The sequence below is a fragment of the Streptomyces sp. 17_S59 genome (assembly GCF_056930295.1).
In genome coordinates, this window is record NZ_JBXOWD010000001.1 from 1239025 (window position 1) to 1263595 (window position 24571).

At 72.8% G+C, this 24571-nt stretch carries 20 protein-coding genes, 1 tRNA gene and 1 pseudogene; 8 read left to right on the forward strand and 14 right to left on the reverse strand.

The window, feature by feature from the left end:
• Positions 1–112 precede the first annotated feature (112 nt).
• Complete coding sequence (locus tag AC1Z4A_RS05280) at positions 113–877, reverse strand: IclR family transcriptional regulator (RefSeq protein WP_483676655.1); 765 nt, start codon at positions 875–877, stop codon at positions 113–115.
• Between the two features lie 331 nt (positions 878–1208).
• Here AC1Z4A_RS05280 and metH point away from each other — a divergent pair, with 331 nt between their 5' ends.
• Positions 1209–4733 carry a methionine synthase gene (metH, locus tag AC1Z4A_RS05285; protein ID WP_483676656.1) on the forward strand — a complete coding sequence of 1175 codons (3525 nt, stop codon included), beginning with the start codon at positions 1209–1211 and terminating at the stop codon, positions 4731–4733.
• 84 nt (positions 4734–4817) lie between these two features.
• Here the strand turns inward: metH and AC1Z4A_RS05290 are convergent, their stop codons facing one another.
• The gene (locus tag AC1Z4A_RS05290; protein ID WP_483676657.1) at positions 4818–5639 is read right to left on the reverse strand and encodes a hypothetical protein; all 822 of its coding nucleotides are present in this window, start codon (positions 5637–5639) and stop codon (positions 4818–4820) included.
• Positions 5640–5802: 163 nt separating this feature from the next.
• Between AC1Z4A_RS05290 and AC1Z4A_RS05295 the strand changes: the two genes are divergently transcribed.
• On the forward strand, positions 5803–6558 hold the full coding sequence (locus tag AC1Z4A_RS05295) for a GntR family transcriptional regulator (RefSeq protein WP_483676658.1): 756 nt from the start codon (positions 5803–5805) through the stop codon (positions 6556–6558).
• A 108-nt stretch (positions 6559–6666) separates the two neighbouring features.
• On the opposite strand, the pseudogene AC1Z4A_RS05300 reads toward AC1Z4A_RS05295, so the two are convergent.
• From AC1Z4A_RS05300 to AC1Z4A_RS05320, 5 genes and pseudogenes are all read right to left on the reverse strand, one after another.
• A pseudogene (locus AC1Z4A_RS05300) lies at positions 6667–8937 on the reverse strand (glycoside hydrolase family 31 protein); the annotation flags it as partial.
• Between the two features lie 139 nt (positions 8938–9076).
• Positions 9077–10306 carry a cysteine--1-D-myo-inosityl 2-amino-2-deoxy-alpha-D-glucopyranoside ligase gene (gene mshC / locus AC1Z4A_RS05305; protein WP_483676659.1) on the reverse strand — a complete coding sequence of 410 codons (1230 nt, stop codon included), beginning with the start codon at positions 10304–10306 and terminating at the stop codon, positions 9077–9079.
• Between the two features lie 182 nt (positions 10307–10488).
• Positions 10489–11316, reverse strand: a complete 828-nt coding sequence (locus AC1Z4A_RS05310; protein WP_483676660.1) for an SCO1664 family protein — start codon at positions 11314–11316, stop codon at positions 10489–10491.
• Complete coding sequence (locus AC1Z4A_RS05315; RefSeq protein ID WP_483676661.1) at positions 11280–11870, reverse strand: DUF3090 domain-containing protein; 591 nt, start codon at positions 11868–11870, stop codon at positions 11280–11282. The genes AC1Z4A_RS05310 and AC1Z4A_RS05315 overlap by 37 nt, the downstream gene beginning before the upstream one ends.
• 72 nt (positions 11871–11942) lie before the next feature.
• Complete coding sequence (locus AC1Z4A_RS05320) at positions 11943–12641, reverse strand: histidine phosphatase family protein (protein WP_483676662.1); 699 nt, start codon at positions 12639–12641, stop codon at positions 11943–11945.
• A 64-nt stretch (positions 12642–12705) separates the two neighbouring features.
• Between AC1Z4A_RS05320 and corA the strand changes: the two genes are divergently transcribed.
• Positions 12706–13710: a magnesium/cobalt transporter CorA gene (gene corA / locus AC1Z4A_RS05325; protein WP_483676663.1), complete on the forward strand. Its 1005-nt coding sequence runs from the start codon at positions 12706–12708 to the stop codon at positions 13708–13710.
• A 24-nt stretch (positions 13711–13734) separates the two neighbouring features.
• On the opposite strand, the gene AC1Z4A_RS05330 is transcribed toward corA, so the two are convergent.
• Positions 13735–14523, reverse strand: coding sequence for a ferritin-like domain-containing protein (locus AC1Z4A_RS05330; RefSeq protein ID WP_483676664.1), 789 nt, complete (start codon positions 14521–14523; stop codon positions 13735–13737).
• Positions 14524–14737: 214 nt separating this feature from the next.
• Positions 14738–15787, reverse strand: a complete 1050-nt coding sequence (locus AC1Z4A_RS05335) for an LLM class F420-dependent oxidoreductase (RefSeq protein ID WP_483676665.1) — start codon at positions 15785–15787, stop codon at positions 14738–14740.
• A 133-nt stretch (positions 15788–15920) separates the two neighbouring features.
• On the opposite strand from AC1Z4A_RS05335, the gene AC1Z4A_RS05340 reads away from it, so the two are divergent.
• Both AC1Z4A_RS05340 and AC1Z4A_RS05345 read left to right on the forward strand, forming a co-directional pair.
• Positions 15921–16904, forward strand: a complete 984-nt coding sequence (locus AC1Z4A_RS05340; RefSeq protein WP_483676666.1) for an aldo/keto reductase — start codon at positions 15921–15923, stop codon at positions 16902–16904.
• Positions 16799–18913, forward strand: a complete 2115-nt coding sequence (locus AC1Z4A_RS05345; RefSeq protein ID WP_483683508.1) for a helix-hairpin-helix domain-containing protein — start codon at positions 16799–16801, stop codon at positions 18911–18913. The genes AC1Z4A_RS05340 and AC1Z4A_RS05345 overlap by 106 nt, the downstream gene beginning before the upstream one ends.
• Before the next feature lie 128 nt (positions 18914–19041).
• Here AC1Z4A_RS05345 and AC1Z4A_RS05350 read toward each other — a convergent pair whose 3' ends face one another.
• The gene (locus AC1Z4A_RS05350; RefSeq protein ID WP_483676667.1) at positions 19042–19803 is read right to left on the reverse strand and encodes a hypothetical protein; all 762 of its coding nucleotides are present in this window, start codon (positions 19801–19803) and stop codon (positions 19042–19044) included.
• A gap of 47 nt (positions 19804–19850) precedes the next feature.
• Between AC1Z4A_RS05350 and AC1Z4A_RS05355 the strand changes: the two genes are divergently transcribed.
• On the forward strand, positions 19851–20039 hold the full coding sequence (locus AC1Z4A_RS05355) for a DUF5703 family protein (protein ID WP_483676668.1): 189 nt from the start codon (positions 19851–19853) through the stop codon (positions 20037–20039).
• A 103-nt stretch (positions 20040–20142) separates the two neighbouring features.
• Here the strand turns inward: AC1Z4A_RS05355 and AC1Z4A_RS05360 are convergent, their stop codons facing one another.
• The 3 genes from AC1Z4A_RS05360 to AC1Z4A_RS05370 form a co-directional block, all read right to left on the reverse strand.
• On the reverse strand, positions 20143–21003 hold the full coding sequence (locus tag AC1Z4A_RS05360) for a chaplin (RefSeq protein WP_483676669.1): 861 nt from the start codon (positions 21001–21003) through the stop codon (positions 20143–20145).
• A 160-nt stretch (positions 21004–21163) separates the two neighbouring features.
• Positions 21164–21397, reverse strand: coding sequence for a chaplin family protein (locus tag AC1Z4A_RS05365; protein ID WP_483676670.1), 234 nt, complete (start codon positions 21395–21397; stop codon positions 21164–21166).
• 153 nt (positions 21398–21550) lie between these two features.
• Complete coding sequence (locus AC1Z4A_RS05370; RefSeq protein ID WP_483676671.1) at positions 21551–22894, reverse strand: M20/M25/M40 family metallo-hydrolase; 1344 nt, start codon at positions 22892–22894, stop codon at positions 21551–21553.
• A 239-nt stretch (positions 22895–23133) separates the two neighbouring features.
• On the opposite strand from AC1Z4A_RS05370, the gene AC1Z4A_RS05375 reads away from it, so the two are divergent.
• Positions 23134–23221: transfer RNA gene (locus AC1Z4A_RS05375), tRNA-Leu, on the forward strand.
• A 48-nt stretch (positions 23222–23269) separates the two neighbouring features.
• Here the strand turns inward: AC1Z4A_RS05375 and AC1Z4A_RS05380 are convergent.
• Positions 23270–24025: a carbonic anhydrase gene (locus AC1Z4A_RS05380; protein ID WP_483676672.1), complete on the reverse strand. Its 756-nt coding sequence runs from the start codon at positions 24023–24025 to the stop codon at positions 23270–23272.
• Positions 24026–24161: 136 nt separating this feature from the next.
• On the opposite strand from AC1Z4A_RS05380, the gene AC1Z4A_RS05385 reads away from it, so the two are divergent.
• Complete coding sequence (locus tag AC1Z4A_RS05385) at positions 24162–24557, forward strand: (2Fe-2S) ferredoxin domain-containing protein (protein ID WP_483676673.1); 396 nt, start codon at positions 24162–24164, stop codon at positions 24555–24557.
• Positions 24558–24571: the final 14 nt, after the last annotated feature.

Below are 24571 nucleotides of genomic sequence, written 5' to 3' on the forward strand. Positions count from 1 at the left end.
CAAGGGCTGTGTGACCGGAAACTCTCGGCCAACTGGCCGGAAATATCTGTCTGGATACCAGCCGGTAACGGGGTGGTCTCGGACCCTTCCGGAGAGGCCGCCGGGGGTGCGGTCAGAAGCGCCCGGCCCCGAGGTCGCGGGAGACGGCGCGGGCGCAGTCCCGCACCGCCGCGACCAGAGTGGCGCGCAGCTCGCCCGCCTCGCAGAACCGCTCCACCGCGCCGGTGATGCCCACCGCGCCCACCGGCATCCGGCGCCGGTCGTGGATGGGGGCCGCGACGGAGGCCACGCCGTCCCAGGTCTCCTCGACGTCCGCCGCCCAGCCGCGGGCGCGGGTCAGGTCCAGCACGCCCTCGAGGTCCGGCATCGCGGTCACGGTCCGCGGCGTGAACGCCTCCCGGTCGGCCTCGGCCACCTCGGCGTGGGCCACCGGGTCGTAGGCGCACAGCACCTTGCCCAGGGCTGTGCTGTGCAGCGGCTGCATCGCGCCGACCTCCAGCACCTGGCGGCTGTCGTCGGGCCGGAAGACGTGGTGGACGACGAGGACGCCGTGCTGGTGGAGGACGCCCAGATAGACGCTCTCCCCGCTGGCACGGGCCAGGTCGTCGGCCCAGACGAGGGCGCGCGCCCGCAGCTCGTGCACGTCCAGGTAGCTGTTCCCCAGCCGCAGCAGCTCGGCGCCCAGCTGGTAGCGCCCCGAGGCCGGGTCCTGCTCGACGAAGCCCTCCTGCTGGAGGGTCCGCAGGATGCCGTGCGCGGTACCCTTCGCAAGCCCCAGCGCGGAGGCCACGTCGGACAGCCCGAGCCGCCGCTCCCCGCCGGCGAGCAGCCGCAGCATGGCCGCGGCTCGTTCGAGCGACTGGATGGTCCGTGCCATCGAGCAACCTCCTTACATGCCGCCCGGCTGTATCCGTTTGTATCCGTTCGGCAATGCTGAACACTATCGGCCGATGCCGACCAGGGGATACCCGACGACAGCCACCACCATGATCACCGAGAGTGCCCCGGCGGCCGAATCCGGATCGCTCCCTTCCGCCACCCGCTCCCCCTCGGCCCCGGACACCCCCCGGACCCTCCCGCCCGGGCCGGAGCGTCCGGAGGGTGAAACGCCCGCTGCCTCCTGGGTTCGGGCCGGATAGGCTGACGATGTGCGCCCCCTTCAGCGGGGGCGCAAAGCCGACAGCCGTCGCACACCCGGGAGCACACCCATGGCCTCGCATACGCCATCGACCGTCCGCACCGCCCGAGTCGCGCACCTGCGCGAGGCCCTGGCCACCCGAGTGGTGGTCGCCGACGGAGCGATGGGCACGATGCTCCAGGCGCAGGACCCCACCCTCGACGACTTCCAGCAGCTCGAGGGCTGCAACGAGATCCTGAACGTCACCCGCCCCGACATCGTGCGCTCGGTGCACGAGGCCTACTTCGCCGTCGGCGTGGACTGCGTCGAGACCAACACCTTCGGCGCCAACTTCGCCGCGCTGGGCGAGTACGAGATCTCCCACCGCATCTTCGAGCTGTCCGAGTCCGGCGCCCGCGTCGCCCGCGAGGTCGCCGACGAGTTCACCGCCGCCGACGGCCGCACCCGCTGGGTGCTGGGCTCCGTCGGACCGGGCACCAAGCTGCCGACCCTCGGCCACATCGACTTCACCACGCTGCGCGATGCCTACCAGCGCAACGCCGAGGGCCTGCTGGCCGGCGGCGCCGACGCGATCCTGGTGGAGACCACCCAGGACCTGCTGCAGACCAAGGCATCGGTCATCGGCGCCCGCCGCGCCATGGCGGCGGCCGGCGCGGACGTACCGCTGCTGGTGCAGGTGACCGTGGAGACCACCGGCACGATGCTGCTCGGCTCGGAGATCGGCGCGGCGCTGACCGCCCTGGAGCCGCTGGGCATCGACATGATCGGGCTGAACTGCGCCACCGGCCCCGCCGAGATGAGCGAGCACCTCCGCTACCTCTCCCGGCACGCCCGCACCCGCGTCTCCGCGATGCCCAACGCGGGCCTGCCCGTGCTGGGCAAGGACGGCGCCCACTACCCGCTGTCCCCCGCCGAGCTGGCCGACGCGCACGAGACGTTCGTCCGCGAGTACGGCCTCTCGCTCATCGGCGGCTGCTGCGGCACCACGCCCGAGCACCTGCGCCAGGTGGTCGAGCGGGTCCGCGGCCTGACGCCGGGCGAGCGCGCCGTGCGCCCGGAACCGGGGGCCGCCTCGCTCTACCAGACCGTGCCGTTCCGCCAGGACACCTCGTACCTGGCCATCGGCGAGCGCACCAACGCCAACGGGTCGAAGAAGTTCCGCGAGGCCATGCTCGAGGGCCGCTGGGACGACTGCGTGGAGATGGCCCGCGACCAGATCCGCGAGGGCGCGCACCTGCTCGACCTGTGCGTCGACTACGTGGGCCGGGACGGCGTGGCCGACATGGAGGAGCTGGCCGGCCGCTTCGCCACCGCCTCCACGCTGCCCGTCGTGCTGGACTCCACCGAGGTGGACGTCCTCCGCGCGGGCCTGGAGAAGCTCGGCGGCCGCGCGGTGATCAACTCGGTCAACTACGAGGACGGCGACGGGCCCGAGTCGCGCTTCGCCAAGGTCACCCGGCTCGCGCAGGAGCACGGCGCCGCGCTGATCGCGCTGACCATCGACGAGGAGGGCCAGGCCCGTACGCCCGGGAAGAAGGTCGAGATCGCCGAGCGGCTGATCGCCGACCTGACCGGCGCCTGGGGCATCCGTGAGGAGGACATCCTCATCGACACCCTGACCTTCACCATCTGCACGGGTCAGGAGGAGTCCCGCAAGGACGGCATCGCCACCATCGAGGCGATCCGCGAACTCAAGCGGCGCCACCCGGACGTGCAGACCACGCTGGGCCTGTCCAACATCTCCTTCGGCCTGAACCCCGCCGCGCGCATCCTCCTCAACTCCGTCTTCCTGGACGAATGCGTGAAGGCCGGCCTCGACTCGGCGATCGTGCACGCCTCCAAGATCCTTCCGATCGCGCGCTTCGACGAGGAGCAGGTCACCACCGCCCTCGACCTCATCTACGACCGCCGCGCCGAGGGGTACGACCCGCTCCAGAAGCTGATGGCGCTGTTCGAGGGCGCCACCGCCAAGTCGCTGAAGGCGAGCAAGGCGGAGGAACTGGCCGCCCTGCCGCTGGAGGAGCGGCTCCAGCGGCGCATCATCGACGGCGAGCGCAACGGCCTGGAGGCCGACCTGGACGAGGCGCTGGCCGGGCGGCCGGCCCTCGAGATCGTCAACGACACCCTGCTGGAGGGCATGAAGGTCGTCGGCGAGCTCTTCGGCTCCGGCCAGATGCAGCTGCCGTTCGTGCTCCAGTCGGCGGAGGTGATGAAGACCGCGGTCGCCTATCTGGAGCCGCACATGGAGAAGAGCGATGCCGAGGGCAAGGGCACGATCGTGCTGGCCACGGTGCGGGGCGACGTCCACGACATCGGCAAGAACCTCGTCGACATCATCCTCTCCAACAACGGCTACAACGTCGTCAACCTCGGTATCAAGCAGCCGGTCTCGGCGATCCTGGAGGCCGCCGAGGAGCACAAGGCGGACGTCATCGGGATGTCCGGGCTGCTGGTGAAGTCCACCGTGATCATGAAGGAGAACCTGGAGGAGCTGAACCAGCGCAAGCTGGCCGCGACGTACCCGGTGATCCTCGGCGGTGCCGCGCTGACCCGCGCGTACGTCGAGCAGGACCTGCACGAGATCTACGAGGGCGAGGTGCGCTACGCCCGCGACGCCTTCGAGGGCCTGCGGCTGATGGACGCACTGATCGCGGTCAAGCGCGGGGTGCCGGGGGCGAGCCTGCCGGAGCTGAAGCAGCGCCGCGTGTCCAGGCGCGCGGCGGCGGTGCCCGAGGCGGAGGAGGAGCCCGAGGGCTCGGTGCGCTCGGACGTCGCCGTGGACAACCGGGTCCCCGAGCCCCCCTTCTGGGGGACGCGCGTCATCAAGGGCATTCCGCTGAAGGACTACGCCTCCTGGCTCGACGAGGGCGCGCTGTTCAAGGGCCAGTGGGGGCTGAAGCAGGCCCGCGCGGGCGGCCCGACGTACGAGGAGCTGGCGGAGACCGAGGGGCGGCCCCGGCTGCGCGGCCTGCTGGACAAGCTGCACACGGAGAACCTGCTGGAGGCGGCCGTCGTCTACGGCTACTTCCCGTGCGTGAGCAAGGGCGACGACCTCATCCTGCTGACCCCCCCGGGGGAAGACGGGGCCGGCACCGAGCGCACCCGCTTCACCTTCCCGCGCCAGCGCCGGGGCCGCCGCCTGTGCCTGGCGGACTACTTCCGCCCGGAGGAGTCGGGGGAACGGGACGTGGTCGGCCTCCAGGTCGTCACGGTCGGCTCGCGGATCGGCGAGGCGACGGCGGAGCTGTTCGCGGCCGACTCCTACCGGGACTACCTGGAGCTGCACGGCCTGTCGGTGCAGCTGGCGGAGGCCCTCGCCGAGTACTGGCACGCGCGGGTGCGGGCCGAGCTGGGCTTCGGGGGCGAGGACCCCGACGACGTCGAGGGCATGTTCGCCCTGCAGTACCGCGGCGCCCGCTTCTCGCTGGGCTACGGGGCGTGCCCCAACCTGGAGGACCGCGCCAAGATCGCGGATCTGCTGCGGCCGGAGCGGATCGGGGTGCAGCTCTCGGAGGAGTTCCAGCTGCACCCGGAGCAGTCGACGGACGCGATCGTGATCCACCACCCGGAGGCGAAGTACTTCAACGCGCGCTAGGACACCCCTGAGCGGGCGCATCACGTCCGGGCCGGCCCTGCGCGGCGCAGGGCCGGCCGTTCGCGGTTGCCACTGGCCCTGTTACTACTGGCCCTGCTTCTTCAGCTTGTCGACGTCGAGGATCTGGTCCGCGGGCGGCGGAGTCACCGTGACCGGCTTCTCCCAGTCGGAGAAGGCGGTCGTGCCGCCGCCCTCCTTGAGGCTCACGATCCGGACGGGGTACGGCTTGCCTTCGTTGGCCACGTTGATGACGGACTTGCCGCTGATGGTGACCGGTACGACCTGCTGACCGTCGAGCGCGGTCGGCTCGCCCTTGCTGTACTTGCCGGCGTCCGTGTCGTCGTCCTTGGCCAGCTTCTGCTGCATGGCGTCGAGCTGGCACAGCGGACCCGAGTCCTTGAACGGGCCGCCGTCGCCTTCGTTCTTGTTGCCGTGGAACCAGTGGCCCGCCAGCAGCTTGCCCGCCGTCTCGGGGTCCGCGGTGCCGGAGTTCTTCTGCCAGAACTTCTCGTCCGGCTTGATCCAGTACTCGTCGCCGCGCTTGAGCATCTCGAACCCGGCGCCGTCCTGCGAGACGTTGCCGACGCAGTTGCCCTGCTTGTCCATGGCGAACTCGACGTGCATGGCCGGGTGCGCGGCGGACTTCTGCTGGTCGATCTTGATCCGGACCGCCGAGGTCGACTGGAGTTCCTTCTTGGCCTTGTCCGATATCTCCTTGGCGGAGAGGCCGTCCAGCTCGCTCTTCGGCTTCTGCGGCGACTGCTGCGGAGCCGGGCTGCTGCTCGCGCTGTCGGGCTTGTCGCCGCCGTCCTTCTTCTTTCCCCCGTCACCGCCGCAGCCCGAGACACCCACCATGAGTGCCGCCACACAAGTGGCCGCTGCTACGACGCTGTACTTTCTGCCCATATAAGGGATTTCCTGTCTTACTGGTGCCTGGTGCTCCTATGTCAGGGGCACACCATACGACGCACCTCTGACATGAACTCACCACCCCCCGTGTTTATGCAGCCACCTGCCACCGTGCGCGGTGTAGAGGTGGAACCGCCGACGACCCGAGCCGAGGGAAGCCATGCCCCTGCCGAAGTACGACCAGATCGCGAGCGACCTCAGGGACCGCATCGTCCGGGGCGAGCTGCGCCCCGGCGATCCCCTGCCCTCCGAGCCGGAACTGACGGCGCAGTGGTCCGTGTCCCGCAACACCGTCTCCCGCGCCCTGGACGTGCTCTGGGAGGAGGGTCTCGTCGAACCGCCCCCGGACCCGGCGGGCGCGGGCGCCCCCGCGACCGTACGCCCCCGGGCGCCCCTCGCCCGCACGGCCGGGGAGCGGTACCGAACGGCCGTGCGGACGGGGCTGGTCTACCCCGCCGGGCAGTGCGCCGAGATCGTGGGCGCCCAGATGCTGCCCGCGCCCGAGGAGGTCGCCACCGCGCTCGGGATCACCGCAGGCGACCCGGTCGTGCGGCGGCACCGCGTGACGTACGAGCAGGACGCGCCGATCGCCACCTCCTGGTCCTGGTTCACCTCCCAGGTGGCGGCCGCCGCGCCGGGGCTGCTGCGGCACGAGCGGATCCGCGAGGGCACGACCCGGTACGTGGAGATCGCGACGGGCCGGCATGCGCACACGGGCCGCGACTGGTGGACGGCCCGCCCGGCGACCGAGGAGGAGCTGGAGCTGCTGCGCCTCGACGCCCCGGCCGTCGTGGCCGAGACGCGCCACGTGGCGTACGACGGCGAGGGCCGTGCCCTGGCCTACGAGGTGGGCATCAGCCCGGGCGGCCGGTGGGCGCGGACGCCGGAGTACCCGATGGCGGGCGGCCCCGCCTGAGCGCTCCGCTGGAAGTGCCGTGCCGGGTCGTCGATCGACCGCGGCGCCGTCGTGGCTGGTCGCGCAGTTCCCCGCGCCCCTTCGGGGCGCTGCCCAACCCGCTCAGGAGGCGTCCGGGGCCGACAGGGCGAGGGTGAAGGCGCGATCGGTCGGCCGGGTGCCCGTCTTCACCCGGACGACCCCGCCCCGGTCGGATCCGTCGAACCACCAGCCCTGCTCCGCCTGCTCGTAGGCGTCCTTCGACTCCATCCGCGGCAGCGCCTTCCCCTCCAGCGTCACGGCCCCGGGCGCGGTCCCCGTGTGGACCGTGAAGAGGTACGGACGCGCCGTCTGCTTGCCCCGGAAGTCGCCCTCGGAGGCGCCCAGCCGCAGCGTCGCGCCGCCCCGGCCCGCGCCGGGTGCGTCGACCGCCAGCGTCTGCTGCGCGTAGGCGCCCACCCGGTGCTCACGGGTCACGCCGTCGTCCTCGTAGAGGGTGAAGGAGGAGGAGTGTTCGGCCGGGTAGACGTCCCAGGCCAGGGGCGAGTCGGCGGTGCGGTCCCGGTACGAGCGGATGCCGCCGGGCCACATCGGGATGTTGGCGCCCGCCTTCACGAACAGCGGGAGCGTGTCCAGCGGGGCCCGGTAGCCGTCGACTGTGGTCGGGCCGTGGTAGGTGCGCCCGGTCCAGTAGTCGGTCCAGGTCCCCTCCGGGAGGTAGATCCCGTCGCGGACCTCCTTGTCCTCGTACACCGGGGCCACCAGGAAGTACTCCCCCGACAGGAACTCGTACTTCGCCGCGTCCGACGACGCCTTCGGGTCGTCCGGGTACTCCAGCGCCAGCGGGCGCACCGGCCCGACGCCGGTCCGTGCCGCCTCGGCCGCGTACGAGTACATGTACGGCAGCAGCGCTTCCTTGAGCTTCAGGTACTTGCGGTTGACGGAGGTGTACGGATCGCCGTACCGCCACGGCTGCTTGTCGCTCGGCGCCCAGCCGTCCATCGTCATCACGGCCGGCAGGAACGTCTTCCACTGAAGGTCGCGCACGTACGTCTTGGGGCTGCCGCCGAAGATCCCGTCCACGTCACCTGTGGTGTAGGCCAGGCCCGACATGGTCGCGCCCGCGTAGGTGGGAATCTGCCAGCGGATGTACTCCCATGAGCCCTTCTGGTCGCCCGACCACTGCACTCCGCAGCGCTGGGCGCCGGACCAGCTCTCGGGAGCCCAGGTGAAGCCGCGGGCGTCGCTGTTGTCCTCGATGCCCTTGTAGGCGTCCTTGCAGCCGTCGAGCGCGAACTTGTAGCCGTCGCCGACCCAGGCGACGTCCAGCTTGGCCACCCGCTGGCCGGCCTTCACCTGCCCACCGAGCTTGGCAAGGCCGTCCTCGGTCCACAGCCCCAGCTGGGCCTTGTGCTCGCCGAGGCCCTTGGCGGCCTCCCCCAGGTTCTCGTAGCCGCAGCCGTAGCCGTCGTTGACGAGCATCCAGCCGAGCGGAAGGTCATGCTCCACGTAGCCGTCGGCGACCTTCAGGGCGTCCAGGGTGTGCCGTTCGCCGCGGTTCCTGTTGTGGAGGTAGCAGTCCGAGTCGCCGATCTCCAGGCCGTACAGCGGCGGCAGGAAGGGACGGCCCGTCAGCTTCGTGTACTGCCCGATGACGTCCTTGGCCGTGCGGCCCGCGAAGTAGTAGGCGTCGAACCGCCGTTCCTGCTCGGTGGTCGTCACCGGGTCGTCGAAGGAGTACGTACCGGGCGCGTAGGTGTTGCGGTAGACGCCGTAGCCCGCCGACGAGAGGTAGAACGGCACGGAGTTGGGGTGGCCCCCGTCGTTCCAGTTGTAGTCGACGCCGACCTCGGTCTTCCTGCCCCGGTGCGAGGTGTTGCCCCGGCCGTTCTGCATTCCGGCGCCGTAGAACTGCTCGTCGGCGCCCCGGGCCAGCGTCTGGGTGGTCTTCTCCGCGTTCCAGGTCAGGCCCTTGGTCTCGGACCACAGGCGGGAGCCGTCCGCCCGGAACAGCGCGAAGCGCAGCGGCTTCTTGTACGCGCGCAGGGTGACGGCGGACGTGCTCAGCTCGTAGCGGTCGGCCCGCTCGCGCCAGCGGGTGGCCGGGGGCGGGCCCTGGCGCAGGACGACGTCCTTGCCGACCGGGTCGGTGAACTCGCCGTCCGGCGCCAGCTCCAGCCGGAAGGTGTCGGCTGACAGGAAGCTGACACGTGCCTCGGCGTCGCTTGCCTTGAAGCGGAACATGGGTCCCGCCGTCGAGAAGCCGGTCACGTCCCCGACGGTCCGTTCCTCCCCGGCGGCCGGTCCGGCGTGGACGGTGCCCACCGGCCCGGCCAGGGCGGCGCCGAGCCCGAGGAGGGCGGCGGTCAGCGCCGTTCTGCATCGTGTTCGAGTGGTCATGCCCGCGTGCTTAGCGCGGCTGACGCGAACACGACCATGGACGCGCGCGCCGGCCTCTTGGACTTTGCCGGAGAACGCACCGGGGCGCCCCGCCACTCGGCGGAGCGCCCCGGAACGTCGGAACGGAACGGGCTCAGCGCTACAGCGCCACGCCCAGCAGCGCGTCCACGGCGCGGGAGACCAGGCCCGGCGCCCCCTCGTCCGTGCCGCCACCGGCGGCCTGGGCCGCCGCCCAGCGGTCGACCGCGGCGAGCGCGGCCGGGGCGTCGAGATCGTCGGCGAGGGCCTCGCGGATCTCCTCGACCAGGGCGTCGGCCGACGGCCCGTCCGGGCGGGACACGGCCGCGCGCCAGCGGTCCAGGCGCGCCACGGCCTCGGTCAGCACGTCGTCGGTCCACTCCCAGTCGGCCCGGTAGTGGTGGGCGAGGAGCGCCAGCCGGATGGCGGCCGGGTCGACGCCGTCGCGGCGGAGCTTGGAGACGAAGACCAGGTTGCCCTTGGACTTGGACATCTTCTCGCCGTGCAGGGCGACCATGCCCGCGTGCACGTACGCCTTGGCGAAGGGGTGCTCGCCGGTGAGCGCCTGGGCGTGCGAGGCGCCCATCTCGTGGTGCGGGAAGATCAGGTCGGAGCCGCCGCCCTGGACGTCGAAGCCCATGCCCAGGTGCTCGAGGGCGATGGCGACGCACTCGATGTGCCAGCCGGGGCGGCCGGGGCCCAGGCTGGCCCCGTCCCAGCTGGGCTCGCCCGGACGGGCGGCCATCCACAGCATGGGGTCGACGGGGTTCTTCTTGCCCGGGCGCTCCGGGTCGCCGCCGCGCTCGGCGGACAGCAGGCGCATCGCCTCGGCGTCGAGGTGGGAGACGCCGCCGAAGTGGGGGTCGGAGGCCACGGAGAAGTAGATGTCGCCATCCAGCTCGTAGGCGGCACCGGCGTCGCGCAGCCGCTCGACCAGCGGAACGATCTTGGGTATCGATTCCACGGCGCCCACGTAGTGGCGGGGCGGGAGCAGGCGCAGCGCGGTCATGTCCTCGCGGAAGAGGGCCGTCTCGCGCTCGGCGAGGGCGGTCCAGTCGTCGCCGTTGGCGATGGCCCGCTCCAGCAGCGGGTCGTCCACGTCGGTGACGTTCTGGACGTAGTGGACCTGCCGCTTGGTGTCGAGCCACACGCGCTGCACGAGGTCGAACGCGTTGTAGGTCGCCGCGTGCCCCATGTGGGTGGCGTCGTACGGCGTGATGCCGCACACGTAGATACGGGCGACGGGACCGGGTGCGAGGGTCACTCGCTCGCCGGTCGCGGTGTCGTGGATCCGGAGGTCGCGGCCACTGCCGGGCAGGGCGGGAACCTCAGAAGCGGGCCAGGCATGCATGCCCCGAGCGTAACCGGATGCATGTTCCGGATACGAACCGGGCGCGGGTTGTTGGCCGAATGTGGCCACTTGCGCGTGGGTGCAAATTCAGCCCGTCCGGCGTTTGAGGACCGGGGGTCCGGGGGCAGAGCCCCCGGTTTCGGGAAGGGGCGGGGTGGGGAAAAGACCCGCCGCAGGCGCCCCTACACCGGCGGCCACGGTATGGCCGGCCACTGGCCGCTCGGCTCTCGGTGGCGCCCCGTGCGCAAAAGGTCGGCCACCCGGGCCCGCAGCGCATCCACCTCCGCCGCCGTGATCAGCTCCGCGAGCCGCGCGGCCAGCGCCCGCCCCTCCCCCAGCTCGGCCGAAAGCCGCCGCAGCGCCCCCAGCGCCTCCTCCGTCAGCGGCTCCCCCGCCCACCCCCACAGCAGCGTCCGCAGCTTGTCGTCCGCGTTGAACGTCACACCGTGGTCGATGGCGTAGAGCCGCCCGTCGGGCGCGGGCAGCAGGTGCCCGCCCTTGCGGTCACCGTTGTTGATCACCGCGTCCAGCACCGCAAGCCGCCGCAGCCGCTCGTCGTCGGCGTGGACGAGCAGCGCGGGCCGCTCCTCCCCCACGTCCGCGTAGCCCACCGCCTTCCAGCCGGGGCCGGGCTCCGGCTCCTCGCCCTCGACGAGGGCCAGCAGCGCCGACTCGTCGGCCGAGGCCTCGATCCACAGCTGGCACATGCCCACGCCGTACGGGCCGTCGCGCAGCACCGTGGGCGGGACCAGCCCCCAGCCCATGGCCTCGGACAGCTCGTACGCGGCCACCTCGCGCTGCGCCAGCGTGCCGTCGGGGAAGTCCCACAGGGGCCGCTCCCCCGCGACCGGCTTGTAGACGCAGGCGGCGCTCACGCCCTCGTACTCGACCGTGCAGTAGAGCACCGCGTTGGACGCCCCGCGCACGCGTCCACGGACCGTCAGCTCGCCGTGGGTCAGCAGCTCCTGCGGGGTCACGCTCCGCGACGGTATCCGTTCTGGCGCGGACATACGTGTCCCTCCGGGTCGAGCGGCAGGCTGCACAGCGGACACGGGGGCCGGCCGGCGTTGACGACTTCCAGGGCGCGCTTGGCGAAGGCCCGGGCCATGGTCCCGGTGATCCGCACGCGCAGCATCGGCGGGCCGTTCAGCTCGTCCTGGAGCAGCCGCTCCTCGGCCTCGGCGAGGTCCTCGTCGGTGTCCGCCTGCAGCTCCACCAGGGCCTGGGCCTCCACGACCATCCGCTGGCTCTCGCCGTCCCAGGCCAGGGCCATGGTGCCGACCCGGAACTCCTCCTCGACGGGGGTGTCCAGGGGGGCGGTGTCGCTGAACTCGAGGGGTGCCACGGCGGGCACCGGGGCGTTGCCGCCGGTCCGCCGGACCACCTCGTCCAGCAGCTCGTCGATGCGCTCGGCCAGCGCCTCCACCTGGGCCTTCTCGAGCGCCACGCTGGTGGTCCGGCCGCCTGCGCTGGCCTGGAGGAAGAAGGTGCGGCGGCCCGGCAGCCCGACCGTACCGGCGATGAAGCGGTCCGGCGGGTCATAGAGGAACACCTGACGGGACAACGTCCTGCTCCATTGGGTTCGGTGGTCTTGCAGTGGTCAGTGGGTCCGTCACCACCCTACTGCGCACGGCGATCACGGTGCTCCCGCGCCGCCCCCCACGACCGCGTCCCCGTCGTCGCCGGTGCCGGAGGGGTCCTCGCGGGGGGCGAGGCCGGCCAGCTCGCCGGTGTCGCCCAGGCGCAGCAGGTACGGGCGCAGCGGGGTGTAGCGGATCGCGGTGACCGAGCAGGGGTCGGCCGTGATCCGCTGGAAGAGGTCGAGGTGGAGGCCGAGTGCGTCGGCGACGACCGCCTTGACGATGTCGCCGTGCGAGCACATCAGGTAGACCGCGTCCTCCCCGTGCTCCGCCTCGACCCGGGCGTTCCAGTCCCGTACCGCGTCCACCGCGCGGGCCTGCATGGCGCGCACGGACTCGCCGCCGGGGAAGGCGGCGGCCGACGGGTGCCGCTGGACGGTCCGCCACAGCGGCTCGTCGGCCAGCTCGGCGAGCTTGCGCCCGGACCAGTCGCCGTAGTGGCACTCGCCGATGCGCTCCTCGGTGTGCAGGGGCAGCCCGGGGCGGGCGGCGAGGAGCGGGGCGAGGGTCTCCCGGCAGCGCTGGAGGGGGCTGGTGACGGCCACGGCCAGGGGGATCCCGGCCAGCCGGTCCGGGAGGGCGGCCGCCTGGGCGGCGCCGCGCTCGTCCAGGGCCACGCCGGGGGTCCATCCGGCGAGCACGCCCCGGGTGTTGGCGGTGGACCGGCCGTGCCGGACCAGGATCAGGGTGGGCATGTCCGCCAGCCTACGACCGCCGTACGGCGTCCGGCGGGTGTACGGCGGACGGTTGGGCGGAAGAATGCCTTGCGTGATCGTGGACTGCGCCATTTACCGGCACGGCCGCCGGGTCGAGGGCCCGGCCGAGCTGTCGCATGCGCTGGAGGTGGCGCGGGCCGAGGGGGAGTCCTTCGTCTGGATCGGGCTGTACGAGCCGACGGAGGAGGAGTTCGACCTGGTGAGGAGCGAGTTCGAGCTGCACCCGCTGGCGGTGGAGGACGCGCTCCACGCCCATCAGCGGCCGAAGCTGGAGGTGTACGACGACTCGCTGTTCATGGTGCTCAAGCCCGTGGTCTACGACGACACGAGGGAGACCGTCGCCACCGACGAGCTGATGCTGTTCGTCGGGAACTGCTTCGTGGTGAGCGTCCGGCACGGCGAGGGCACCCCGCTGGCGCAGGTCCGCAATCGGCTGGAGCGGGATCCGGACATACTGCGGCACGGGCCGACGGCGGTGCTCTACGTGGTGTGCGACATGGTCGTGGACCACTACACCGACGTGGCGATCCTGCTGCACGCGGATCTGGACGAGCTGGAGGCCGAGGTGTTCGCCCCGCTGGGCGAGGACGTCCGGCACACGGCGTCCCGGATCTACTCCTTCAAGCGCCAGATCGTGGAGTTCCGGCGGGCGACGCTCCCGCTGATCGAGCCCCTGGCGCGGCTGTCCGGGGCGTCCGGCACGGCGGCCCTGCCGTTCATCGACGAGAAGTCCCGGCCGTTCTTCCGGGACGTCAGCGACCACCTGGCGCGGGCGAACGAGTCCGTCGAGGGGCTGGACCGGCTGCTCTCGGACATCCTGTCCGCCCATCTCGCCCAGATGGGGGTCCAGCAGAACGACGACATGCGCAAGATCTCGGCGTGGGCGGCGATGGCCGCCGTCCCGACGATGATCGCCGGGGTGTACGGGATGAACTTCCGGTACATGCCGGAGCTGCGCCAGGCGTGGGGCTATCCGCTGGTGGTGGCGCTGATGGCCGGGTTGGTGCTGTGGCTGTACCGGCTGTTCAAGCGGCGCGGCTGGCTGTGAGGGCGCGGCCGGGGCGCCCGCCGGTCAGGTGTACTCGGGGGCCGTGGTGGCCGGGCCGCCCAGGGCGTTCCGCCGCTCCGGCATCCGGAGGCTGACCATCCGCCGCCAGCCGGCCAGACGCTCGTACGCGTAGAGGGTGCGGATGCCGGCCGCGAGCACCGCCGACTTGGCCCGGGGCCAGCGCAGGATGCGGCCCATGTGGGCCATGACGGCGAGGCTGACGTCCCGGTGGACGGCGATCTCGGCCAGCGCGCTCTCGCGCAGCACCGACCGGATCATGCGGCCGTGCCCGGCGGCGGCGAGGGCCAGCAGCTCCTCGTGGCAGTACGCGAGGTGGCCGGCCTCGTCCTCGCAGATCATCCGGATCGCCCTGCCGATCTCGGGGTGGCCGCCGAAGTGCCTGGCGAGCAGCTCCATCTGTTCGGCGGCGCGCTGCTCGGTGACCCGGCTGTGGGCGAGGTAGACGACGATGTCCCGCTCGGTCAGGGGCTCGTCGGCGCGCAGCTTGTCGTGCGCGAGGCCGATGCCCCGGCGTTCGAGGAGCATCGTGTAGTCGGTCTCCGGCGGCACCGCGACCGGCTCCAGACCGCGCTTGCGCAGCAGCGCGGTGAAGATCCGGCCGTGCTTGTCCTCGTCCGCGCCATGCCGCGCGATCTTGGGGGCGAGGGCCCGGTGGCGTTCGGGCACGAGGGCGGCGATGCGGCCGTTCTCCCAGCCGCCCTGCGCCTCGCCGCTGGCGGCGACGGAGCAGAACAGCCGGTAGGCCGCGTCGTCGTCGAGGACCTCCTGGAACAGACTTCTGGCCGTGGGCATGGCTTCCACCTCCGTAGGCACAAAGTCAAGTGCCAGGCGGAGGGGGCGGCAATCAGAGGCCGCGCGCGCTCGGCCGAACGACGGACGTCGCCGGGGAATTCCGGGCCGCTCCGGCGCGTAACCAGCGGCCCGCCCGGGCGTTGTGCTCGGTGTCGGCCGTGGCGGGGAGGACAACCCCCGAGCCCCCACCACGGCCGCGGAAATCCGTTTCCCCTCAGGCGAGGCCCGCACGCTCCAGCGCCTCGACGCCGGCCCGGAGGCCCGCGATCCGCTCGTCCAGGGTGAACCCGGCGGGGGCCAGGGACAGGGTGGTGACCCCGGCGTCCGCGTAGGCCTGCATGCGGTCGGCGATGCGCTCCACGGGGCCGAGCAGGGTGGTGGAGTCGATCAGCTCGCGGGGGATGGCCGCGGCGGCGCCCGCCTTGTCGCCGGAGAGGTACTTCTCCTGGATCTCGGCGGCGGCCTTCTCGAAGCCCATGCGCCGGGCGAGCTTGTTGTAGAAGTTCTGCTTGGCGCTGCCCATGCCGCCCACGTACAGGGCGGTGTACGGGCGGAAGAGGTCGGCCAGGGCGTCCACGTCGTCGCCGACGGCCATGGGAACGGTGGGCACGAGGTCGAAGCCCGTCAGGTCCTTGCCCGCCGTGGCGCGGCCGGCTCGGAGGTGGGCGAGGGTGGTCTCCTCGGCGTGCTCGGGGGCGAAGAAGACGACGAGCGCACCGTCGGCGATCTCGCCGGTCTGCTCCAGGTTCTTCGGGCCGATCGCCGCGATGTACAGCGGGATGTGCTCGCGCACGGGGTGCACGGTGAGCTTGAGGGGCTTGCCCGGACCACCGGGCAGCGGCAGCGTCCAGTGCTCGCCCTCGTGGGTCACGCGCTCGCGGGACATGGCCTTGCGGATGATGTCGACGTACTCGCGGGTGCGGGCGAGCGGCTTGTCGAACTTCACGCCGTACCAGCCCTCGGAGACCTGCGGGCCGGAGACGCCGAGGCCGAGGCGGAAGCGGCCGCCGGAGAGCGTGTCGAGGGTGGCGGCGGTCATCGCCGTCATCGTGGGCGTACGGGCCGGGATCTGGAAGATCGCCGAGCCCACGTCGATCCGCTCGGTCTGCGCGGCGACCCAGGACAGCACGGTGGGGGCGTCGGAGCCGTAGGCCTCGGCGGCCCAGCAGACCGCGTAGCCGAGCCGGTCGGCCTCGCGGGCGACCGCGAGGTTGTCCGCGTCCATCCCGGCACCCCAGTAGCCGAGGTTGATTCCGAGCTTCATCCGGCCCATCCGGCACCCCTTACTGATCAGTAACGTCTTTGTTGCCGGGACTCTAGCGCGCACACCCCGGGTACGTCACCGGTCGGCCCCGGGGGACCCTGGCGGCAGGGCGGGGCCAGTACCCTCAGCGCTCATGGAACAAAGGCATCTCGGCCGTACGGGCCTGCGGGTGTCCCGGCTCGGTCTCGGCACCCTCACCTGGGGCCGGGACACCGGGGAGCACGACGCGGCCGAGCAGCTCAGGACCTTCTGGGAGGCGGGCGGCACGCTCGTCGACACCGCGGACGTCTACGCGGACGGGGGCGCGGAGTACCTCCTGGGGCGGCTCCTCCAGAATCTCGTCCCGCGCCAGGACGTGGTCCTCGCGACCAAGGCCGGCAGCGTCCTCGACCCCGCACGGCGCGTCGACTGCTCCCGCGGCCACCTGCTGGCCGCCCTGGACGCCTCCCTGGAGCGGCTGGGCACGGACCACGTGGACCTGTGGCAGCTGCACGCCTTCGACGCCGCGACGCCGCTGGAGGAGACCCTGCAGGCGCTCGACCTGGCCGTCGCCAGCGGCCGGGCCCGCTACGCCGCGGTGGTGGGCTTCTGCGGCTGGCAGCTGGCCAAGGCGGCGACCTGGCAGCTCGCGGCGCCGGGCGTACGGACCCGGCTGGCCGGTGCGCAGATGGAGTACTCGCTGCTCCAGCGCGGCATCGAGCGGGAGGTGCTGCCTGCCGCGCTCGACCTGGGCGTCGGCGTGCTGGCCGCCTCGCCGCTCGGCCGGGGCGTGCTCACCGGCAAGTACCGCCGCTCGACCCCGGCCGGCTCGCGGGGCGCCTCCGAGCACCTGGCGCCGTTCGTCGCCCCGTACCTGGACGACGCGGCGAACCGCATCGTCGACGCGGTCACCACGGCGGCCGACGGGCTCGCCACGACCCCGCTGAAGGTGGCCCTGGCCTGGGTGCGCGACCGGCCCGGGGTGACCGCGCCGATCGTCGGCGCCCGCACGGCGCAGCAGCTCAGGGCCGCATTGTCAGTGGAGGCCCTTACGCTTCCGGACGAGATCTGCCAGGCGCTCGACGACGTGTCGGCGCCCGTGCACCGCTATCCCGATCAGGACTGGAGCACGCTGTGACCAACGACGACGGTCACCGTCACCCCGCCGACGAGGGCACCGCCGCGCCCGCGGAGGAGGCGCCTCCTTCCGGAAAGGCCGCCCCCTCCGGAGAAGGGGCCGGGCCCGCGCCCGCCGGCGCGGAGCCGTCCGCGGCCGCGCCGCGGTCCGCCGCCGTCGAGGCGCTGGCCGCCGCCGTGCGGGCCGTGGAGAGCGGGGAGCGGTCCGCGGCGTCGTTCTTCACCCAGCCGAAACCGGCCGCCCGCCCGGCCCGTCCCGCGCGGCCCGCCCCGCGCTCCGACGCACCGCCCGCCCGCGCGGCCGCCCGGCCGGTGGTCGTGCCGGGCGCCGGGCTCCTGGAGGTGCTCGCCGCGGGCGGGGCGCCGGAGCAGCTTGCGGGCCCGGCTGCCCAGGCGCTCGGCGAGGGGGCCGCCGAGGCCCTGCGGGAGGACCCCTGGCTGCTGCTGGGCGTGCCCGGTGTCCGGCCCGAGCAGGCCGACGGGTTCGCGCGCACCCTCCTCGGGCCGGAGTGCGGCCCCGGGGACGAGCGGCGGGCGCGGGCGCTGGCCGTCTGGCTGCTGGAGCACGCCGCGCTGGCCGGGCACACCGTGCTGGAGGCCGCCGCCCTCCGCGCCGAGCTGGGCAAGCGCTCCGTCCCCGACCCGGACGAGGCGCTGCAGGCCGCCATCGCCGAGGGCACGGTGCTGGTGTTCCAGGAGGGGCAGGAGGGCGAGGAGGAGCCCGAGGGTTCGGAAGCGGAGGCTCCGGTCTCCCTCCTCCTGGGGCTGGACCGCTACGCCATGGCCGAGGAGAGCCTCGCCGACGGACTGGGCCGGCTGCTCAACGCCGCCCTGCCGGAGGCCGACTGGGCGGCCGCGGCGGACGCCGCCCCCTCCCCCTCCGCGGCCGGGCTGATCCGCGCCGCCGCGGCCTCCGGCCTGGTCGCGCACAGCGGCGGCGAGGCCGCCCGCGCGGAGCCCGCCGCCCTGGTCACGGCCGCCGCCGGGCTGGGCCTGCGGGCCTGCGCCGCCGCCCACACCGAGGACGGCCGGCGCCGCCTCGCCGAGCTGGGCGTGCCCGAGGCCGTCACGGTGGCGGGCCTGCTGTCCGGCCTGGAGGGCCCGGGGCGCGACGAGGACGGTGCGCTCGCGCTCGACCTGCTCGCCGTCCTGGACGCCCCCCAGCTGGACGTGGAGACGGCCGCGCTGCTGGTGGAGTCGCTCGCCGACGGCACCCGGCTGGTGCTGAGCGGCGACCCCGGCGTGCTGTGGTCGGCGGGCCCGGGCCGGGTGTTCGCGGACGTGCTGGCGTCCCGCACCTGCCCGGCGGTCGTCTCGCGCACCCCCGACCCCGGCCCGCTCGGCGAGCTGGTCTCGGGCATCGGTATCGGCGAGCTGAACCCGGTCGACGCCCCGGGCAAGGAGGTCGTCATCGTCCCGGTGCGGGATCCGGGCGAGGCCGTGCACCGCACCGTGCAGCTGGTCGCCGACTCCGTGCCGCGCGCCATCGGGGTGCCCGCCGACCGCACCCAGGTGATCGTCCCCGGCCACGGCGGCCCCGCCGGCACCCGGGCGCTCAACGCCGCGCTCAAGGAGCGGCTCAACCCCGGCCCGGGCCGGTTCGGCGGCTTCGACCCGGGCGACCGCGTGGCGTATGTGCCGGCCCCCGGCCGGATGGTCCCCGGCACCGTGGTCTCCGCCGACGCGGCGGGACTGCACCTGGACTGCGCGGGCACGCCCGTGGTCGTGCCGCCGGAGCGCGTGGGCGAGGAGGTGCGCCACGGCTGGGCCGTGACGGCGCACCAGGCGGCCGGGACGCGCTGGCCGGCCGCCGTCGTGGTGCTGCCGGGCGACGCGGCGCCGTCGCTGACGAGGGCGTGGGTCTACACCGCGTTCGGCCGGGCCGAGCACCATCTGTCCGTCGTGCACGGCGTGGACCAGGCGCTGGCCCGCGCGGTGGCCGAGGTGCCGGCGAAGGAGCGGACCACCCGGTTGCAGGCGCTGCTGCGCCCGCAGGGCGGCACCACCTGAGCGCTCCGCTGGAAGTCCGGTGCGTCACCTGCGGGTGCATCGTGGCTGATCGCAGTTCCCCGCGCCCCTTCGGGGCGCTACCGAACCGCACCGGACACCCCCTAGGCCGCCGGGCGCCCCTCGGCGCGTCAGCGGCGCCGGGCCCGGGGGCCCCGGCCGACCTGCTCCTCGCTGACGTCGACGTCGACCTCGTCGTCATCGCCATCGTCGAGGCCGTCGTCGTCGAGACCGTCGCCGTCATCGAGGCCGTCGTCGTCGAGGTCCTCCTCCTCGTCGAAGACGGCACTGACGTCGAAACGGCACACCACCCGCTGCGGATCGGGCTGGTCGAAGGGTGCCTGAAGCCAGTCCCCCGGCTCCGCGAGTTCGTCGGTCACCGCCACCCAGAGCGTGGAGTCGCCCTCCTCCAGCCCGAACTCCTTGTGCCGCGAGGCGATTTCATCCGGTTCGTACTCCCCGAAGAGCACTCCCACGGCGGCGTGCACACTGCCACCGGAGGTTCCCGCCCCGCCACCCGCGCCGGTGTCCAGGTCGACATCGGGGTCGAGGTCGGCGACGCGCCGGGCCTGGGAGAGCAGCCGCTGCGGCTCGGCCACCGCGTAGTCCCTGCGGATCAGCACGCTGAGCGCGCTGGGCTCCTCCGGCCCGGCGTATGCGGGCAGGCGGTCGTCGCCGGGGATCTCGAACGGGGTGACCTCGTCATAGGCGTCGTACAGCAGCTCGTCGTACGCCTCGGCTGTCGCGGCCAGCTCGTTGAACGCGGCGTAGACGGCCGGGTCGTCCTCCCCCGAACGGCGTTCGACGGCCTCGAGGTGGCGGTCCAGAGCGGCTTTGACCGCCTCGGCGGCGGCCCGTACCTCGGCAGCGGTTGGCTGCGCAGCATCAGACATAGTGCAGACGCTATCCGCACCGGGCCCGTTCCCGCACAATAGATGCGATGCCGGAATACGAATTCTGTGATGTGTATGTGCCCCGGGGTGTCTCCCGGAAGGCCGCCACACGTCTGCTCACCGACCATGCCGAGTACGGACACTGGGAGTTGGACCGACTACGCCTCTACCCCGACGGCAGCCGCAGGGTGCGTCTGCGGCGCCGGATCATCCGCCAGATCCGTGCCACCTGGTGACGGAGCGAACACCCACGGAGTGCACACGAGGGAGCGGGCCCCGCGGCTGCGGGGCCCGCTCCTTTGCCGTTCCGGCCCGTAGGACCGGGCGGGCCGACCGTGGTCAGCCCTGGGCGCCCCGCGCACGGCGGTAGAGCATGGCGCCACCGAGCAGCAGGCCGGCGCTGGCGGCACCGGCCGCACCGAGCTGCCCCGCACCGGTGTGCGCCAGCTCCGCGGCCTTCTCGGTCATGCTGGTCGCCGGCCGGTGCGCGTCGAGCACCTGGGCGGGGGCCCGGTGCGCGTCCTTCACCTCGGCGGCGGGCTTGACCTCGTGACCGGCGGGGCTGTGGTGACCGGCCGGGGACTGCGGGCCGTCGTGGTGGGCCGGCTGGTGGCCGGGCTGCTCGGCGGGCGGGTTGTGGTGCCCGCCGGGCTGGTGGCCACCCTCATGGCCTCCCTCGTGGCCGCCGGGGTGGCCCGGCTTGTGCTCCTGCGGCGGCTGCTGCTCGTGACCGCCCTGGTGGCCCTGCCACTCACCGCCCGGGTTGGCGCACTCGTTGCCGGTGGCGGAGTTGCCGATGCCGACGACGTTGACGCTGTTGCCGCAGGCGTTGACCGGCACGCTGACCGGCGCCTGGACGGTGTTGCCCGAGGCCACACCGGGCGAACCGGAGTTGTCGGCGGTCGCGAGCGCGCCCCCGTGGCCGTTGCCCCCGTGGCCGTGGCCACCGTGCGCGTGACCGCCGTTGAAGCACCGGTTCCCCGTCGCGGGGTTGAGCAGCCCGACCACGTTCACGGTGTTGCCGCAGGCGTTCACCGGCACGTGCACCGGAACCTGGACCGTGTTACCGGACCCGACGCCCGGCGAGTGCGCCGCGGCGCCCATGGCACCCGAGTCGGCCTGAGCGTAGCCGCCGGTCACGGCGAGTACCCCGCTCGCCGCCGCTACGGTGATCAGGCCCTTCTTGGTGACCTGTCGCATTTCGTCTTGCCCCTCCTGCTTTTTGCCATGCGGAATGCGCCCGGACCGGCCGGCAAGCCGTCCGTACGCGGAAAGCGGGCCAAAGCCCAGCGGCCCCGGAGCGCATGGCGTGCACTCCGGAGCCGCCCTGCCTCAATCCCTCACGGATCGAGACACAACGTCACTTGTTGACGCAGGTGTTGCCAACGGCGGGGTTGAGCAGCCCGACAACGTTGATCGTGTTGCCGCACACGTTGACCGGCACCTCCACCGGGACCTGCACGACGTTGCCCGAGACGACGCCGGGGTTGTTCACGGAAGCCGCCTGGGCCCCGTCGCTCGCGGCGGCGATACCCGCCCCCGCAAGCACGAGACCACCGGTGGCTGCCGCAGCGGCGACGACCTTCTTGAGCATGGATTCCTCCTTGTTGGCAATGCGGTCCCAGCCGCGGACCGCACACCTGTAACGACAAGGCGGGAATTGGGCTACGCACCCCCGAAGGCGTTCACTCTTTCCGGCTAAGAAAGCGCCAATAACGCACAGAGGTACGTCCGTTCAGAACGGTTGTCAGCACTGATCCAGGAAGCGGTCGAGCACCCGCACCCCGAATTTCAGACCATCGACAGGCACCCGCTCGTCCACGCCGTGGAACATGCCGGCGAAGTCCAGCTCCGGGGGAAGCTTCAGCGGCGCGAAGCCGAAGCAGCGGATGCCCAGGTCGTCGAAATGCTTGGCGTCGGTGCCGCCGGAGAGCATGTACGGCACGGCCCGGGCAATGGGGTCCTCGGCCTTGAGCGCCGACTGCATCGCCCCGACGAGGTCGCCGTCGAAGGTGGTCTCCAGCGCCTTGTCCGCGTGCACGTCCTCCCGCTTGACCCGGGGGCCGAGGACGCGGTCGAGGTCGGCCAGGAACTCCTCCTCGTACCCCGGCAGGAAGCGGCCGTCGACGTGCGCCGTGGCCTGCCCCGGGATCACGTTGACCTTGTAGCCCGCGCCGAGCATGGTGGGCGCCGCCGTGTTCCGCAGGGTGGCCCCGATGATCTTCGCTATCCCGCCGAGCTTGGCGAGCGTGGCCTCCATGTCGTCCGGGTCGAGCGGGGTGCCGAGCGCGTCGGACAGCTCGTCCAGGAAGGCCCGCACGGTCTTGGTGACGCGCACCGGGAACCGGTGCCGCCCCAGCCGGGCGACCGCCTCGCACAGCTCGGTGATCGCGTTGTCGGTGTTGGTCATCGACCCGTGGCCCGCCGTGCCCTCCACGGTGAGCCGCATCCAGTGCATGCCCTTCTGGGCGGTCTCGATCAGATAGAGGCGGAGGTTCTCGTTCACGGTGAAGGAGAAGCCGCCGACCTCGCCGATCGCCTCGGTGACCCCGTCGAAGAGGCCCCGGTGGTGGTCGACCAGGTGCCGGGCGCCGAAGACGCCGCCCGCCTCCTCGTCCGCGAGGAAGGCCAGCACGACGTCGCGCGGCGGCTTGCGGCCCGAGCGCAGCCGGTCGCGCACGACGGCCAGCGTCATCGCGTCCATGTCCTTCATGTCCACGGCGCCGCGGCCCCACACGCAGCCGTCCGCGATCTCCCCCGAGAACGGGTCGTGGGTCCAGTCGGCAGCGTTGGCCGGCACGACGTCGGTGTGGCCGTGGATCAGCAGCGCGGGCCGGGACGGGTCCGCGCCCTCGATCCGGGCCACGGTCGAGGCCCGCCCCTGCCGGGACTCGATGATCTTCGGCTCGAGCCCCACCTCGGCGAGCTTCTCCGCCACGTACTCGGCGGCGGCGCGCTCGCCGGGCCCCGAGTGGTCGCCGTAGTTGCTGGTGTCGATCCGGATCAGGTCGCGGCACAGGCCGACGACCTCGTCCTCGCCGCTGGGCTCCGCCCTGCCCGGGCCGGCGGTGGCCGGCTTCGACTCGCTCACGCTGCCTCCTCGTGGTTGGCCGCCGGAGCCCCGCGCATACCGGGGCGCCCGGCTCGGTTCCCCCGCCATCCTGCCTCCGCCCGGGCGCCCGGCCCAAGGCCGCAATGCCGCCGACACACGGCCGCAACGATCTTCCCCGCCCGGGGGCGGCCGGGACCGGGGCGTGATCGAGCACCGTCGAATGTTTGGTATTGTTTTCCATGTCGCCGCGGGGAACACCCCGCAGAGACAAACACCTGGTCCGGGTGGCGGAATGGCAGACGCGCTAGCTTGAGGTGCTAGTGCCCTTTATCGGGCGTGGGGGTTCAAGTCCCCCCTCGGACACCAGAGAAAGAACCCCAGCTTCGCTGGGGTTCTTCTTGTTTCCGGAGGTGATCACGACGTGCCGCTCCGGGAGGGCGCTCCGGTGAGGATCTCCACCGCGCCGGTGTCGAGCGAGTAGTAGCCGCCGACCACGGCGAGGGCTCCTTTCTTCACGAGCGGGCCGAGGTCCGCGTTGGCGCGCAGGTCGTCGGCCGTCAGCTTGATCTGTGCGCGGGTCATGGTGTCGACCGGGTCGGAACCGCCCTCCTTGAGCGCCCGGTCGTACGCCGGCCGCAGGGCCTTGACGATCGCCTGGAGGTTTCCGGGCAGCGGTTTGCCGTCGCGCAGCGACTTGTACGCCGCGTCGACGGCGCCGCAGCGCTGGTGCCCGAGTACGAAGATCAGCGGGGTGCCGCCCGTCATGGGGCCGTACTCGGCGGATCCCGTGACCACCGGGCCGACCGCCTGGGCGCCCGTGCGCATCACGTAGAGGTCACCGATCCCGGTGTCGAAGAGAAGCTCGGGCGGCACCCGGGAGTCGATGCAGGAGACGATCACCCCGAACGGGTTCTGCTTCTGGGCCACGAGCTGGCGCCGGCTGGGATCCCGGTCGGGGTGCTGGAGATTCCCGCTCACCCAGCGCTTGTTGCCGTCCATCAGCCGTGCGAACGCCGCGTCGGGCGTGGCCGGCGAGGCCCCCGGGGAGGGCGAGGAGGCCGTCCTGTCCGTCGAGGCACTCGTCGAGGTGCATGCCGAGAGCGCGGCCGCGGCCGCCGCCAGGCCGCCGGCGAGCAGAGTCCTGCGGTGCGGATGTCTCGCACTGTCCATCGGTCGTTCCCTTCGGTGCCGCCGGGGCACGTCCGCGTGTTCCGGCCGTGGCGATTGTTCACCGGGCCGCGGTGCGCCGGTGGCAGGCACGAGTGGACGCGGGCTCCTTTTCACCTCCGCTGCGTATCATCGGCCGGTGATCAAGAACTCCGACCGAGCCCCCACCGCCCCCTGCCGGATAACGGTGTGCCGTGGCTGCTGCTGCGGCGACGCCCGCAAGGTGCCCGGCGTGGATCACGCCGGGCAGATCGGCAGGCTGCGGGAGGCCGTGGCGGGGGCCGCACAGGTGCGGGCCTCGGAGTGCCTGGACGTGTGCGACCAGGCGAACGTCGTGGTGGTGCAGCCGTCGGCGGCGGGCCGCGCCGCCGGGGGCCGGCCCGTCTGGCTGGGGCTGGTCAACGACGACGAGGCGCTGGCCGACATCGCCGCCTGGGTGCGGGCCGGCGGGCCGGGGCTGGCGGAGCCGCCCGGTGTGCTGGACCTGTACGCGTTCACGGTCTCCCGGCGGGTGGGGAAGGCCCTGGAGAGCTGACGGGCCCTCGGGTA

Excerpts from the sequence above, each read along its gene's own strand:
- AC1Z4A_RS05335 (WP_483676665.1), bottom strand. The coding sequence starts at position 15,787 with ATGAAGCTCGGAATCAACCTCGGCTACTGGGGTGCCGGGATGGACGCG.
- AC1Z4A_RS05360 (WP_483676669.1), bottom strand. The coding sequence starts at position 21,003 with ATGCGACAGGTCACCAAGAAGGGCCTGATCACCGTAGCGGCGGCGAGC.
- AC1Z4A_RS05365 (WP_483676670.1), bottom strand. The coding sequence starts at position 21,397 with ATGCTCAAGAAGGTCGTCGCCGCTGCGGCAGCCACCGGTGGTCTCGTG.
- AC1Z4A_RS05295 (WP_483676658.1), top strand. The coding sequence starts at position 5,803 with ATGCCCCTGCCGAAGTACGACCAGATCGCGAGCGACCTCAGGGACCGC.
- corA (WP_483676663.1), top strand. The coding sequence starts at position 12,706 with ATGCCTTGCGTGATCGTGGACTGCGCCATTTACCGGCACGGCCGCCGG.
- AC1Z4A_RS05350 (WP_483676667.1), bottom strand. The coding sequence starts at position 19,803 with ATGTCTGATGCTGCGCAGCCAACCGCTGCCGAGGTACGGGCCGCCGCC.
- AC1Z4A_RS05330 (WP_483676664.1), bottom strand. The coding sequence starts at position 14,523 with ATGCCCACGGCCAGAAGTCTGTTCCAGGAGGTCCTCGACGACGACGCG.
- AC1Z4A_RS05290 (WP_483676657.1), bottom strand. The coding sequence starts at position 5,639 with ATGGGCAGAAAGTACAGCGTCGTAGCAGCGGCCACTTGTGTGGCGGCA.
- AC1Z4A_RS05280 (WP_483676655.1), bottom strand. The coding sequence starts at position 877 with ATGGCACGGACCATCCAGTCGCTCGAACGAGCCGCGGCCATGCTGCGG.
- mshC (WP_483676659.1), bottom strand. The coding sequence starts at position 10,306 with ATGCATGCCTGGCCCGCTTCTGAGGTTCCCGCCCTGCCCGGCAGTGGC.
- AC1Z4A_RS05355 (WP_483676668.1), top strand. The coding sequence starts at position 19,851 with ATGCCGGAATACGAATTCTGTGATGTGTATGTGCCCCGGGGTGTCTCC.
- metH (WP_483676656.1), top strand. The coding sequence starts at position 1,209 with ATGGCCTCGCATACGCCATCGACCGTCCGCACCGCCCGAGTCGCGCAC.
- AC1Z4A_RS05320 (WP_483676662.1), bottom strand. The coding sequence starts at position 12,641 with ATGCCCACCCTGATCCTGGTCCGGCACGGCCGGTCCACCGCCAACACC.
- AC1Z4A_RS05340 (WP_483676666.1), top strand. The coding sequence starts at position 15,921 with ATGGAACAAAGGCATCTCGGCCGTACGGGCCTGCGGGTGTCCCGGCTC.
- AC1Z4A_RS05310 (WP_483676660.1), bottom strand. The coding sequence starts at position 11,316 with ATGTCCGCGCCAGAACGGATACCGTCGCGGAGCGTGACCCCGCAGGAG.
- AC1Z4A_RS05380 (WP_483676672.1), bottom strand. The coding sequence starts at position 24,025 with ATGGACAGTGCGAGACATCCGCACCGCAGGACTCTGCTCGCCGGCGGC.